Raw genomic sequence first — 13126 nt, forward strand, 5'->3', positions numbered from 1 at the left:
GGACATGACGAAGCAGATCAGCCCCGCCGCGGGCCTGGACCGACACGTCGGCAGCGCCCGCAGCCGCGTCGACGGGCCGGCCAAGGTCACCGGCCTCGCCAAGTACGCGGGCGAGTTCGCCGCCCCCGACCTCGTCCACGGGTACATCGTCACCAGCACGATCGCCCGCGGCCGGATCACCGCCATCGACAGCAGCGCCGCGGAGGCGGTGCCGGGCGTGATCAAGGTGCTCACCCACGAGAACCGCGAGAAGACCGCCGAGAAGGCCAAGGCCTACGCCGACATGGTGGCGCCCCCCGGCACGCCCCTGCGCCCGCTGCACGACGCCAACGTCCTGTTCTCGGGGCAGCCGGTGGCGCTGGTGCTGGCCGAGGATTTCGAGACGGCCCGCCACGCCGCGGCGCTCGTGCGGGTGCGCTACGCCGCGGAGGCGCCGGAGACCGACCTCGCGGCCCTGCTGCCGAAGGCCTACGACCCGCCGGTCAAGCGCGACGGCATCAAGCCGCCGCCGAAGGCCTGGGGCGACGCCGACACGGCGTTCGGCGCGGCGCCGATCCGGGTCGAGCGGGAGTACCGGATCGCCGACGAGCACCACAACCCGATGGAGCCCCACGCCTCGACGGTCGTCGTCGAGCCGGACGGCACCTACACGGTCTACGACAAGATCCAGGGTGTGGCGAACAGCCTGATGTACCTCCAGGGTGCCTTCGGCCTGAAGGACGACGAGGTGCGGGTGCTCAACCCGTATTTCGGCGGCGGCTTCGGCGGCGGCCTGCGCCCGCAATTCCAGCTCTTCCTGGCGATGCTCGCCGCGCGCGACCTGAAGCGCTCGGTGCGGGTGACGCTCGCCCGCGATCAGATGTGGAGCTTCACCTACCGGCCCGGCTACATCCAGACCGTCACCCTCGGGGCGGACGAGGGCGGCGCGCTCCAGGCGCTCAAGCACCACGTCGTGCACGGCACCTCGCGCTACGAGGATTACCAGGAGAACGGCGTCAACTGGTCCGGCGTCCTCTACGGCTGCGACAACGTCACCCTGAGCTACAACCTCGTCCAGCGCGACACGGCCACGCCGGGCGACATGCGGGCCCCGGGCGCCGTCTCCGGCATGTTCGGGCTGGAAAGCGCCATGGACGAGCTGGCCTACGCCACCGGCCAGGATCCGATCGCCCTGCGGCTCGTCAACTACACCGACCGCGATCCCGTCGAGGACAAGCCGTTCGGCTCGAAAGCGCTGAAGGCGTGCTTCGCGCAAGGCGCCGAGCGCTTCGGCTGGAGCCGGCGCGACCCGAAGCCCCGCTCCATGCGCGACGGCCGGGAACTCGTCGGCTGGGGCGTGGCCACGGGCATCTGGGAGGCGCTGATGATGCCCTCCAGCGTCCGGGCGGTGCTGACGAGCGACGGCAAGCTGGAACTCGGCAACTCCACCGGCGACCTCGGCACCGGCACCTACACGATCCTCACGCAGATCGGGGCGGACGCGCTCGGCCTGCCGATGGAGGACGTGACGACGAAGCTCGGCGACACGAAGCTCGCCGAGGCGCCGGTGGCGGGGGGCTCGTGGACGGCGGCCTCCTCCGGCACGGCGGCGATGAAGGCCTGCCGCAACATCGCGAGCCAGGTGTTCGTGCTGGCGCGGGGGATGGAGAACTCGCCGCTCGCCAACGTCGATTTCGAGCGCGTGGTGTTCACGGGCGGGCGGATCGCGGTCGCGGGCGAGCCCGAGCGGGGCGTGTCGATCACCGAGGCGATGCGGGCCGGAGGCTTCGATCGGATCGAGGCGACCGAGAAGGCCGGACCGGACACGGACTTCGCCAAGCAGTACGAGTGCTACACCCACTCCGCGATCTTCGCCGAGGTGAAGGTCGACGAGGAACTCGGGCAGGTGCGCGTCACCCGCGTCGTCTCGGCGATCGCGGCGGGCAAGATCCTCAACCCGAAGACCGCCCGCAGCCAGATCGTCGGCGCGACCGTGATGGGGATCGGCTCGGCCCTGCACGAGGAGTCGATGCTCGACCACCGGCTCGGGCGCTACATGAACCGCAACTTCGGCGAGTATCACGTGCCCGCCCACGCCGACATCCACGACCTCGACGTGATCTTCGTCGAGGAGGAGGACAAGGCCAACCCGCTCGGCGTGAAGGGCGTCGGCGAGATCGGCATCGTCGGCACCGCGGCGGCCATCGCCAACGCGGTGTTCCACGCCACCGGCAAGCGGGTGCGCGAGTTGCCGATCACGGTCGACAAGCTGCTCTGAGCCCGGGGCCGCCCGACGCCCGGAACCGGGTCGGTGCAGGCGCATGCATCGCGACGATGAAGAGGAGCCGCTGCGGCCTTGGGCCCGGCGGCTCTTTGCGTCGTGCGGGACAGGGGCCCCCTTACGGTCATCCCGCCCGTGCCGCCGCCGAGTCCCGGCCCTCCGCGCGGCGGACCCAGAGCTCCGAACTCGGGTTAACGACCCGCAACCTGTGAGAGATGCAACCACCTCTGTCACACGCAGTCCGTCATTCCGGGGCGCCGCAGGCGAGCCCGGAATCCAGAACCGCCAACAGTGCCGAGCCTTGCGCGCCGCGTCTTGCGCCCCGAGACTTGCGCTATGCCTGGCACGCCGGAGCGGTTCTGGATTCCGGGCCCTGCTGCGCAGTCCCGGAATGACGGGGTCTCTCGCAAACACCGCTGCCATGCCTGCATTAACCCGAGTTCGGAGCCCTGGCGGTGGAACAGGCCCCGTCGACTTCGGCTTGGTTTGGTGCTCAGATCCCGGTGGAAGAATCGGTTAACCGGACCGGCGCATCCTGCTGATCCGAACGGGGAGGTGGCGATGGACTGGGTCTACCGCGGTTTCGAGACCTCGCTGATCGGTGTCTGCCTGGGCCTCGCCGTCCTCGCGGCGCTCGGCATCCGCGGCGAGGCCGGCGGCATGCTCGCCATCGAATTGCCAATGCTGAGCGTCACCGCGCCGGCCGCGCAGTGACCGGAGCGGCGACCGGACCGGGCGCCGCGCGCCCGGCCCGGTCTCCGTCGGGTCAGCCCTCCTTGTAGCCGTACTCGGGGGTCGCCTCGTCGTTGCCGTAATACTTGTACGGCAGGAACTTGCCGGACATCGACAGCTTCACGCGGTCGCCCTTGTTGTTGGCCTCGCGGGCCATCTCCATGTTGAAGTCGATCGCCGACATGATGCCGTCGCCGAACTCCTCCTGGATCAGCTCCTTGAACGTGGTGCCGTAGACCATCACCAGCTCGTAGAACCGGTAGATCAGCGGGTCGGTCGGCGGCATGGCCGGGATCGAGCCGCGGTAGGGCGCCTCGTTGATCATCCGCTCCTCGGCCGCCGAGAGGCTGAACAGCTCGGCCGCACGCCTCGCCTGCGCCTTGGGCAGCTTCATCTGCCCCAGGCAGGCGGCGGTGATCAGGAACGGCGACAGGCCGCCGATCTCCTCGTGGATGTGCTTCCAGGTCCAGCCGTTCTCGCGCTTGATGTCGAGCAGCTTCTCGGTGAGGTCTTCGCGCTTCATGGTTCGTCCTTGAGCCCGTCCGCCCCAAGCAAACCGCGCGCCAGGGCGGCCCCGCACGGGACCGTTCGAGGCGCAGAGCCCCCGTCACGCGGCCGGGTGCCGGTCGCGGCGGAACGGTCCGGGCCCCGGCCGCGGACCCGCAGCGGCTTCGCGGCTTGCGGGCCTGCCCGGCGTGGTTTCGATGCACCGCCCGGTCGGCATGAGCGCGGCGGATCGGCGATAAGGCTTGCATCGGCTGCCGCTTTTCGGACCATGCGCGCCGGGCCTCAGGGGCGGGCCCTCGGAGGCGGGATGGGCGGGGACGACACGGCGTTGCAGGGCACGGACGCGACGGAGCCGACGCCGGCCGCGGCCTGGGAGTTCGTGCTGCCCGACGCGTATGCCACCGAGGATCTCGGCCTGTTCCTCGCCGAGTTCCTGGCGCCGGGCGACGTCGTCGCGCTCTCCGGCGGCCTCGGCGACGGCAAGACCACCCTCGCCCGGGCGGTGATCCGCGAACTGACGGGCGATCCCACCCTCGACGTGCCGAGCCCGACCTTCACCCTGATCCAGCCCTATGCCGGCCGCGACGGCCGCGCGATCGTCCACGCCGACCTCTACCGCCTGCGCGACCCGGACGAGCTGGTCGAGCTCGGCTTCGAGGAGATGGCCGAGGGGGCGATCACGCTCGTCGAGTGGCCGGACCGGATGCCCCCGCGCGACGGCCCGGTGCTGACCGTCGCGCTGTCCATGCGGCCGGAGTTCGGCGAGGGCTCCCGCTTCGCCCGGATCGACGGCACCGGCGGCATGCGCGCCCGGCTCGACCGCGCCCGCGCCGTGCAGAAGCTGCTCGCCCGCACCGGCTGGGACGTGGCCGAGCGCCGGCTGATGCAGGGCGACGCCTCCTCGCGCGCCTACGAGCGCCTGACGAAGCCGGACGGCGCGAGCGCGGTGCTGATGATCGCCCCGCCCCGCCCCGACGGGCCGCCGGTGCGCGACGGCAAGCCCTACAGCGCGATCGTGCACCTCGCCGAGAGCGTCCACGCCTTCGTCGCCCTCGACCGCGGCCTGCGGGCGCTGGGCTTCTCCGCCCCGCGCATCTACGGCGAGGATCTCGCCGAGGGCCTGCTGATCCTCGAAGATCTCGGCGCGGAGCCGGTGGTCGAGGACGGGGCGCCGCGGCCCGAGCGCTACGCCGAGGCGGTGCGCCTGCTCGCCCGGCTGCACGCCACGGAGCTGCCCGCGGCGCTGCCCGTGGGCGACGGCACCGAGCACGTCATTCCCCCCTACGACCGCGCGGCGCTGCTGTTCGAGACCGAGCTGATGCCGGAGTGGTACGCGCCGGCGATCCGCGGCGTCAGCCTCGACGCGGCGGCCCGGGCCGACTTCATCGCCCTGTGGCGGGAGGCGCTCGCGGGCGCCGAGCCCGACCGCCCGACCTGGACCCTGCGCGACTACCACTCGCCGAACCTGATCTGGCTCGGCGCCCGCGACGGGCTGGAGCGGGTCGGTCTGATCGACTTCCAGGACACGGTGATGGGGCACCCCGCCTACGACGTCGCCTCGCTCCTCCAGGACGCCCGGGTCGATGCCAGCGCCGATTTCGAGCTGCGCCTGCTCGGCCTCTACGTGCGCGAGCGCCGCGCCCGCGAGCCGGCCTTCGACATGGGCGCCTTCGCCACCGCCTACGCCCTGCTCGCCGCCCAGCGGGCGACGAAGATCCTCGGCATCTTCGCCCGGCTCGACAGGCGCGACGGCAAGCCCGGCTACCTCGCCCACCTGCCGCGGATCGAGGGCTACCTCGCCCGCAACCTCGCCCATCCCGCGCTGAGCCGGCTCCGCGCCTGGCACGAGGCGCATCTCCCCGGTCTCGCGGCGGCCGCCGCCGAGACCTGATCGTCGGATCCGCCCATGACCGTCCCGCCCGCGATCACCCGCGCCTTCGTGCTCGCCGCGGGGCTCGGCACGCGCATGCGGCCGGTGACCGACACCGTGCCGAAGCCGCTCGTCGCGGTGGCCGGCAAGACGCTCCTCGACCACGCCCTCGACCGGGTGGCGGAGGCCGGCCTCGACACCGCGGTCGTCAACGTCCACTACCGCGCTGACCAGATCGAGGCCCATCTCGCGAGCCGTCAGGGCGGCCCGCGGATCGCCGTCTCGGACGAGCGGGCGGCGCTGCTCGAGACCGGCGGCGGCATCCGCAAGGCGCTGCCCCTCGTCGGCGCGGCCCCGTTCGTGGTGCTCAACTCGGATTCCTTCTGGCTCGAAGGCTCGACCCCGAACCTCCCGCGGGTGGTCGCCGGCTGGGACGGCGCGCGCATGGACGCCCTCCTGCTCGTGGCCCCCACCGCCACCAGCCTCGGCTACGAGGGCGCGGGCGACTTCACCCTGGACGCCGACGGGCGCCTGGAGCGTCGCGGCGCTGCGACGGCGGCGCCCTTCATCTACGCCGGCGTCGCGGTCCTGAAGCCCGAGCTGTTCGCCGGCACGCCGGAAGGCGCCTTCTCCCTGAACCTGCTGTTCGACCGGGCGATCGGCCGCGGCCGCCTGTACGGCACCCCCCTCGACGGCCAGTGGCTGCACGTCGGCACCCCGGACGCGATCCGCGCCGCCGAGGAGCGGGTGCGCACGAGCGCCGGGGCACCCTGAACCCGCGCCGATAGGAGGGAGGCCGTCACCCGACCGGGACCGGCTGAGGCGGGCGGTCGAAGCGCCGCCGCGACGACCGCGAAGAGCCTTGCCAAGCCCGATCCGACTCTCTAGAAGCCCGTCTCACACGCTGCGGCCACGAAGTCCGGCGGCGTGACAGGCGCCCGTAGCTCAGCTGGATAGAGCACCAGACTACGAATCTGGGGGTCAGAGGTTCGAATCCTTTCGGGCGCGCCATTCCACTTATTTTTACAATCACTTAGGGCCGAAGAAGCTTGTGGTATTAGGTTACCGCAATGCCTTATATGACGCGGGTACGGCTCCGGGTACGGCTAACGGTTCGCTGCTTTATTTTGCTGGCCGCCCCCTCCGCCCAGACCCCGGCTTGATCGCGGCAGCTTTCTGAAGCCCCGCGGCAACGGCCTTCCTCTCTTTCTCGGCCTGAGCCGCTTTTGCGGCTTTGCGCTCATCCCGCTTGGCGATGAACTCCGCAAGCGCGCTTCGCTTGGGACGCTCAAGCCGAGATGCGCCGGTCAGGAAATCGAGGGCGTGATCGATTGCGACTATGTCCCATCCCCACCGCGGGTCGATCGGCGGGGGAAGAACCTTCGACAGGATCAGATCGTCAAAACCTTTTTCAGTCAGGCGGCAGTAGGCGGCAGCCTCCGCTTTTGACAGGATGCGAGGCGGGTGCCGCGGTGTGGGCTCTGGGGGCGTAGGCATAAGCCGACGATAAGGCGATTCTCGTCGGCCCGGGAAGCTGCTTTCAACCTGTGCCGGCAGCCCAGCCGTAAATGCGCGACAGGGCCGACATTAGCGCCGGTCCCTGCTGCTACCCTGGCCCTACCGAGCCGGCGAGGCGGTGTTGCCACCCATGCCGACGCCAGGGCGCGCGGTGCCGGTCCCCGGCACGGTGGCGGCACCTGCCGCGCCCGTGGTCGTGCCGGTCGTCATCCCGGTGCCGTTGCGCTCTTCCATCTTCTGGGTGTTACTCTTCACGGAGCCGGGGTTGTTCATGTTGCCCGTGGCGCTTCCGCCGCCGGCCGGCTGTTGTGCGAAAGCCGCACCCGACAGGGCAAGCGTCATCGCGGCCGCAAGGCCGAGTAACTTCTTAGACATATCGCTTCCTCGTTCGACCCGTGATTGGGCTTACAGAGCCAACGCAGTTCGTGAACAAGTGTTCGCTAGCCATCCTGGAGAGATTACAGATGCGCCCCGGGGCTCTCGCCGAGACCAAAACGTTCAAGGTTGCGAGAATGAACCCGGATCAGGGCTGGCGGCAGTGCCACGTGCACCTACGCGGCTTGTCGAAGAACGTCTGACCGACGAGAAGCGCACCGCCCGCCGCGCGGCCTACGCCGAGCGGGATCGGGCAGCGTCTAAGGTTCATATCCGGCGTTGCGAGATCGAGTGCCAGAGCGGCCAATGCGGCCGACGCAGCCCGGCTGGCTGAAGAGGTCCCGAAGGTCCGCTCAGAGGCCCGCGTCGGCCTCCTGCCGCCTTCTGGGCGGCTGGCGGCGGTCGACATGGACGCCATGCTTCTCATCGGCCCGCTGGGCGCCATCGGCTGCGATGCGACCCTGCTGCGGTCCCTAGCGGTTCTGACGGGCAAGGGCAGGCACCCGGTGCCCTCCCTGCTGGCCGTCGGCCGCTGGAAGGACGAGGCCGCCCTTCAGGCGGCCGTAGGAGCGTTCAGGCCGAGGATGGCGGCGACCGGGCTGCGGATCTGCCGGCGGAAGGCAGGTTGGCGGCTGACGCGCCAAGCGATCTGGTAAGGGAAAGTCAAAATATTATGGACGAAATATCAGTTTATAATATCTGAATTTCGGAGTATGTACTTATTCGCAGTTATCATAGTTAATCCACAATCCGAGAAATCACCATCGTCAGTCATAAAAAGTGCCTGCTCTTTTGCGCAAAACTCGCGAAGCACAATGTCAGTAAAGTCCAGTTTTCCAGAATAAAATTCATTGATTACATCATCAATAGTGCAGTGGCCGGCGGCCGATATGTAGGTGCAATCACGCGTCAGGTCTAAACAATTTTGACGTATTTCATCCATGGCTGGCTCAAACGCCGCTGATTTCCTAACCTTCTTAAACTCGCGTGGGTCAGGCCTGATACCTTGAGCTTGACAATGAAGTTCATATGCAATTTTTATGCACCTATTAGCAAATTCACTCACAACATAATCGGTCACCAAAATTTCATTGCCGTTTCTTAGCAAGTCATTATACGCAGCGCTATAGTCATTCACTTTATTCTGATCAGCACCTTGATTAACGCCATTTATAAAAATCCAAATGTTGGTATCAAATAGAATCCTTGCTCCGGAAATTTTACCGGCATTAGAAATTTGATAGGCCTTACTCCTAGTCATCGGCCTCTTCATCCATCCCAGTTGCAATACGAAAGGAGTTTTTTGCTCGCTCAGGATCGCTAAAGAAAGCTCTGGCCCTATCCACGACCAGCTTCAACTGAGTTAGCTGCCGCTTGTCGGCGTCGATCGGTGGCGCAAGTTGTTGTCGTAATACTTCTTGCGGAAATTCACCATATAACTGGCCAATCGCAGCATTGAGGAATGCCGTTGTCATTCGCGTAACGCTTGAGAATGAAATAAACACACGCTTGCCTTCCGAAATATTTTTAAATATCTCGTCGTGCACTCTGTGTCCGTCGGGCGCTGAAACACATATCCCGCTGCCGACAATTCGAGCGATATTTACTTGAACTTCTCTCATGGCCGTCACCAAATGCTGTAGGGATCGGGCGAGACTTTCAACTCGTACGACTGCCTATCAGATGAGTTTATTTCGAGCACGACAGCCGTTCCCGGGAAGGCCATCGGGAGCCTTCGTTTGGTGACGTTCGTCCCATATTGAGACCAATAACCATTATTGGATACAACCGTAATTTTTCCCTTATTTTTCTCAATAAACTCCCGGAGAATTTTTGATCCCAGTCCTCCAGGTACGTCACCGTCTTTTGTTGTATTGAAGGGCTCCATAGCCCAGCCGATTGCGTCTTGAGGAGTAAGATTTATTCCGAGTTTCGCACTGACTGCGCGCTGGATGCCTTGACCTATGTCAACTATACTCATTGAAATCCAATTTTTGGTGGGATAAAACTGCCCGCCTACGATTATCGGTGCTTTAGTGCGCGAATGCATTGCGGAATTTTCAAATAATTCTCCAATTCCCTCGTGAAGTTTTTCACGCAATGAAATCGTCATCCTCGGCATTTCAGGCCGCGAAAGGTATTTCTTTGCATAGACAGCAAACTCTTTACCGCCATCTACGGAGAAAGTCGTTACGGGCATCACGGTGTTGTGCCGATCGATTCTTTCCTCGACAACAAATCTATTTTTACAAAATGTCGAGTGAATTGCCGAAGCGACCTTCGCTAAGCGTATCGTATTGCCGTTGATCGCAGCACGATTGACTACCGCTTGTAAACACGGGGTGAGATGCCCGTCGATACGATCTACGCCGGTGAGATCCACTATCACATCGGTGTCACGAAGCGTCTCAAGTTGCAGATGCAGCCGAGCAATTAAACTAAAGCCACTGACCGTGCCGTGCACGCGTTCCGCGATGCGCGAGTTAGGCTGCCTAGCGAAGAAAATGACTTTGTTCTTCCTCAAGGCCCTCCTCCATCGGCTGCCTCGACAATTGCAGCCATATGCGACCGTGTAGCCGAACGCAAAAGCTCCGCCACCGCCGAAGCGGACAGACGGGACGGCGGTGATAATGTCGTACGGGACACCGCAAGATTCGGACGCTCTTACAGGAACGTGGCTGTTCAACCGTTAGCTCGAACTGACGTTCTGAGGCTTGAGGCCCAGGCGAAGCGGCGGCTCGCCGACGAGTACGATGCCGCCCAGGAGCGAGGCGAGGTCGCGTCCCGCGCGGGGGCGAACGTTCCGGTCGGGAACATTCGCCCGGAGCGCCGCCGGTCGCCGACCTCGGCCTGACCCGCAAGGCGGTGCACGAGGCCAGTCAGATCCGCAACGCCGAGGCTTTGTCGTCGGACTTTTGAGGTTGAAGTTATCAGTGTTGCAACCTGTGGAAGGCACACCAAAGGGTGTTCGCTATCTGTTCAAGATCGCCCATGATGGCTGCGGAGGGCGACATGTGGGTTGCGGTCACTCAACGTTTCGCGAGGTTTCACGCAGATCTAAACCCAACGGCAGAGCAGGTCGAAGATGCGATCGGCAAAGCGAAACGCGTCGGTCAGGCGTTGGAACGCGCCTACGGCGGTGAAGCGACAGATGCACCTCCGGTTTTCGCTGTCGGCTCTTGGGGCAAGGGCACCCAGGTTCGCTCCTCAACCGACATCGACATCATGGTCCGCTTCGATGCGAGCGTGTTCCAGCGCTTCCACACCTATGCTTGCAACGGCCAGTCGGCGCTGCTTCAGGAAATTAAGGAGCGGCTAGAAACTTCCTATCCACAAACTCGCAAACGCGGTGATGGACAGGTTGTTCAGATTGATTTCAACTCCATCTTAGTAGAATTAGTCCCAGTGTTCCCTGTCGGGAATGGACAGTTCGTCATGCCCGACACGAACGGCGGTGGCACGTGGAAGACGGTCGATCCGATCGCACAGATCAACCATATCGATACCGTAGACCGAGAGCACAATGGAAACGTCCGCGCGCTTGCCAAGATGATCAAGCGTTGGAAGCACGAGCACTCAGTCGATCTAAAATCTTATCTCATCGAGTTCATTGTCGCAGATTTTGTGCAGCAGTGTGGGTGGGGAAAATGTAATTACTTTTGGTATGATTGGCTTATGCGGGATTGCTTCAAATTCCTGCGCACTCGAGCCGACGGGCAAGTCAGGCTGCCCGGGACCAGCGAGATTGTCCCGCTAGGGAACGAGTGGGTATCCAAGGTCGACACGGCAATTGGCATTGCTGAGACAGCCTGCGTCTATGAACGGCTCGACCTGGACTTACTAGCGGGAATGGAATGGCAGAAGATTTTCGGACCCCGGATACCGATGCATGTGCTGTAAAAGCACGCCGACGGGAGATCGTGAAGGAAGCTCTAAGACAGTCCGAAAGCTGCCTTTGGACTTCGACTATGGTCTTCATCTGGTTGAGACGCGTGCGGTGGCAGCACAAGACCATCACACTGGCACCGATTGTACTGACAGCTCTCGCTGGCGCAGCTTTCTTGAAGGAATGGCTACCCGCCGGCGCTGTAGCCGTCATCGCGTTCTTGGCGACGTTGATCCCGTCCGTAGCAGAGGCTTTGGACGTGCAGACGCAAGTCGAAGAGCTCAAGCGGGTGGCTGCGGAGTACAAGGCACTCCAGGACCGATTCCGCCGGCTCGCTCGGATCACTGCGCTCGGCGACGTTGATGAGGCAGAGAAGATGTTGGCGGAGCTCATGGACCGAATGGACGCGGTCCGAAGCTCGTCCATCACTCCGCCCCAGCGCTATTTCGATGATGCCCGACGACAGATCGAAGGTGGTCACTACGATTTCGCAGTAGACCTGCCGACCGGAGAGACCCCATCAGGTATGAAGACTGAGCCAATGGTGAAGGGGCCAGCGGCCGAACCGATGTGAGCTGTCCGCTTCAGATCTCGAATTAAAGGCCTCAGAAAGGCAAGAACCCCGTCCCTTGCCGGGCGCGGGGTCTGCGTCTAACGTCGTCCGTGAGTGTGAGAACCCGAACTAGAGCAAGTCCCGTCAGATCCCTGGCAGGATCGTGCGCCTCCCTGGCAGGAGGGGCAGCGGGAGCAGTCTCGACCCTTGGCAGGGTCGGAACGGACGCGCTTGGCAGCGCGGCACTGAACGCAATAACTTTGACCGGGGCCATCATCAAGGCTCGTCTGGCCCAGTTGGACATCGACTCGGAGCACGAGCCCGACCCGTTCCTGTTCGCGGGGATGGTCCGGGACATCTTGGCGATGGGGGAGGCTGCATGAGCCCGCTGGCCATCCTCGTGCACGCGTGGCGCGTCCGGCGACTGTGCTGGGCCATGCGGACGCTGAACCGGCGGCTGGCGGCCTATGAGAAGGCGTACGGCCCGCAGCCGTTCTGACGCGGAGGGCCCCGGCCGCTCCTACGGACCGGGGCCCCTCGCTTAGCCCAACGGCCTCGTCATCCTCGACCGGCTCTGCTGCCGGGGCAAACCCCTCGTACAGCGCCCGCCACGCCGCTCCGCCATCGGGCGGCTCGACCGGCCGGCGATCGGGAACAGGCACCGCACCCGGAGTAACTCCCTCGAAAATCCGCCCATCTCCGTTCGGCCCGAAAGTCACCGACCAGAGAATGTTGCTCCTCTGCGGCTTCCGGAGCCATCCCACTCACATAGGCACAGGAAATCAGCAGGATTTTTGCAACGATTGAGCACCCGCCTCTTGACGAGGCATTCGCCGCCGCCGCTCTCATGGTCGCTTCAAAACAGAGGAGCGAGCTATGGCCGAAAATTCAACGGTCGAACCGGTTGTGGACGATCGAACCGTAGAACTGACGGCGGATCTCGTCGCAGCCTACGTGGCCAACAACTCAGTTCCGGTGCTCGAACTGGCCGGGCTCATCGCCTCAACGCACGCCGCGCTGAAGGGCCTCGAGCACGGCGCCAGCGCCGAGCCGCAGATCGACAAGCCTTCGCCCACCCAGATCCGGAAGAGCATCACGCCGGAAGCCCTGATCAGCTTCGTGGACGGCAAGCCCTACAAGACGCTGAAGCGGCACCTCACCGGGCACGGCCTGACACTCGAGGAGTACCGCGAGCGCTACGGCCTCCCGCGCGACTACCCCTCGGTCGCGGCCAGCTACTCGGAGGCACGATCGAACCTCGCCAAGAGCGCGGGGCTTGGCATTGGCCGCCGCAACGCTGCACCGAAACAGGCCGCGGTCGCTGAAAAGATCGCGGAGCCTCCGAAGGCCGCTGAGGCAGCTTCGAAGCCCACCAGGGCCAGGAAGCCGAAGAAAGCCCCGGACGCCGCCGGGGCGGAGTAGCTG

At 64.8% G+C, this 13126-nt stretch carries 13 protein-coding genes and 1 tRNA gene; 9 read left to right on the forward strand and 5 right to left on the reverse strand.

What is annotated here, in order from left to right:
• Positions 1-4 precede the first annotated feature (4 nt).
• Positions 5-2257, forward strand: coding sequence for a xanthine dehydrogenase family protein molybdopterin-binding subunit (locus Q8W71_RS05345; protein WP_305524297.1), 2253 nt, complete (start codon positions 5-7; stop codon positions 2255-2257).
• Positions 2258-2821: 564 nt separating this feature from the next.
• On the forward strand, positions 2822-2974 hold the full coding sequence (locus Q8W71_RS05350; protein ID WP_305524298.1) for a hypothetical protein: 153 nt from the start codon (positions 2822-2824) through the stop codon (positions 2972-2974).
• A 52-nt stretch (positions 2975-3026) separates the two neighbouring features.
• On the opposite strand, the gene cynS is transcribed toward Q8W71_RS05350, so the two are convergent.
• Positions 3027-3515, reverse strand: coding sequence for a cyanase (gene cynS / locus Q8W71_RS05355; RefSeq protein ID WP_305524299.1), 489 nt, complete (start codon positions 3513-3515; stop codon positions 3027-3029).
• Positions 3516-3806: 291 nt separating this feature from the next.
• Between cynS and tsaE the strand changes: the two genes are divergently transcribed.
• From tsaE to Q8W71_RS05370, 3 genes are all read left to right on the forward strand, one after another.
• Positions 3807-5390 (forward strand): tRNA (adenosine(37)-N6)-threonylcarbamoyltransferase complex ATPase subunit type 1 TsaE, encoded by a 1584-nt coding sequence (gene tsaE / locus Q8W71_RS05360; protein ID WP_305524300.1) that lies wholly within the window; start codon positions 3807-3809, stop codon positions 5388-5390.
• Positions 5391-5405: 15 nt separating this feature from the next.
• Positions 5406-6143: a nucleotidyltransferase family protein gene (locus Q8W71_RS05365; RefSeq protein ID WP_305524301.1), complete on the forward strand. Its 738-nt coding sequence runs from the start codon at positions 5406-5408 to the stop codon at positions 6141-6143.
• A 160-nt stretch (positions 6144-6303) separates the two neighbouring features.
• Positions 6304-6380: transfer RNA gene (locus Q8W71_RS05370), tRNA-Arg, on the forward strand.
• Between the two features lie 606 nt (positions 6381-6986).
• Here the strand turns inward: Q8W71_RS05370 and Q8W71_RS05375 are convergent.
• Positions 6987-7262, reverse strand: a complete 276-nt coding sequence (locus tag Q8W71_RS05375) for a hypothetical protein (RefSeq protein ID WP_305524302.1) — start codon at positions 7260-7262, stop codon at positions 6987-6989.
• A gap of 407 nt (positions 7263-7669) precedes the next feature.
• Here Q8W71_RS05375 and Q8W71_RS05380 point away from each other — a divergent pair, with 407 nt between their 5' ends.
• Complete coding sequence (locus Q8W71_RS05380) at positions 7670-7918, forward strand: hypothetical protein (protein ID WP_305524303.1); 249 nt, start codon at positions 7670-7672, stop codon at positions 7916-7918.
• 29 nt (positions 7919-7947) lie between these two features.
• On the opposite strand, the gene Q8W71_RS05385 is transcribed toward Q8W71_RS05380, so the two are convergent.
• From Q8W71_RS05385 to Q8W71_RS05395, 3 genes are all read right to left on the reverse strand, one after another.
• Positions 7948-8523, reverse strand: coding sequence for a PIN domain-containing protein (locus Q8W71_RS05385; protein WP_305524304.1), 576 nt, complete (start codon positions 8521-8523; stop codon positions 7948-7950).
• The gene (locus Q8W71_RS05390; RefSeq protein WP_305524305.1) at positions 8516-8809 is read right to left on the reverse strand and encodes an STAS-like domain-containing protein; all 294 of its coding nucleotides are present in this window, start codon (positions 8807-8809) and stop codon (positions 8516-8518) included. The genes Q8W71_RS05385 and Q8W71_RS05390 overlap by 8 nt, the downstream gene beginning before the upstream one ends.
• A gap of 80 nt (positions 8810-8889) precedes the next feature.
• Positions 8890-9786, reverse strand: coding sequence for an ATP-binding protein (locus Q8W71_RS05395; RefSeq protein WP_305524306.1), 897 nt, complete (start codon positions 9784-9786; stop codon positions 8890-8892).
• Positions 9787-10253: 467 nt separating this feature from the next.
• On the opposite strand from Q8W71_RS05395, the gene Q8W71_RS05400 reads away from it, so the two are divergent.
• The 3 genes from Q8W71_RS05400 to Q8W71_RS05410 all read left to right on the forward strand — a co-directional run bounded on the left by Q8W71_RS05400 (position 10254) and on the right by Q8W71_RS05410 (position 13123).
• Complete coding sequence (locus Q8W71_RS05400; protein ID WP_305524307.1) at positions 10254-11162, forward strand: SMODS domain-containing nucleotidyltransferase; 909 nt, start codon at positions 10254-10256, stop codon at positions 11160-11162.
• Positions 11117-11722 (forward strand): SLATT domain-containing protein, encoded by a 606-nt coding sequence (locus Q8W71_RS05405; protein WP_305524308.1) that lies wholly within the window; start codon positions 11117-11119, stop codon positions 11720-11722. Before Q8W71_RS05400 ends, Q8W71_RS05405 begins: the two co-directional genes overlap by 46 nt.
• Positions 11723-12577: 855 nt before the next feature.
• A complete protein-coding gene (locus Q8W71_RS05410; protein ID WP_305524309.1) occupies positions 12578-13123 on the forward strand; it encodes a Ros/MucR family transcriptional regulator in 546 nt (181 codons plus the stop codon).
• Positions 13124-13126: the final 3 nt, after the last annotated feature.

Source organism: Methylobacterium amylolyticum (assembly GCF_030700245.1).
Taxonomy (GTDB): Bacteria; Pseudomonadota; Alphaproteobacteria; order Rhizobiales; family Beijerinckiaceae; genus Methylobacterium.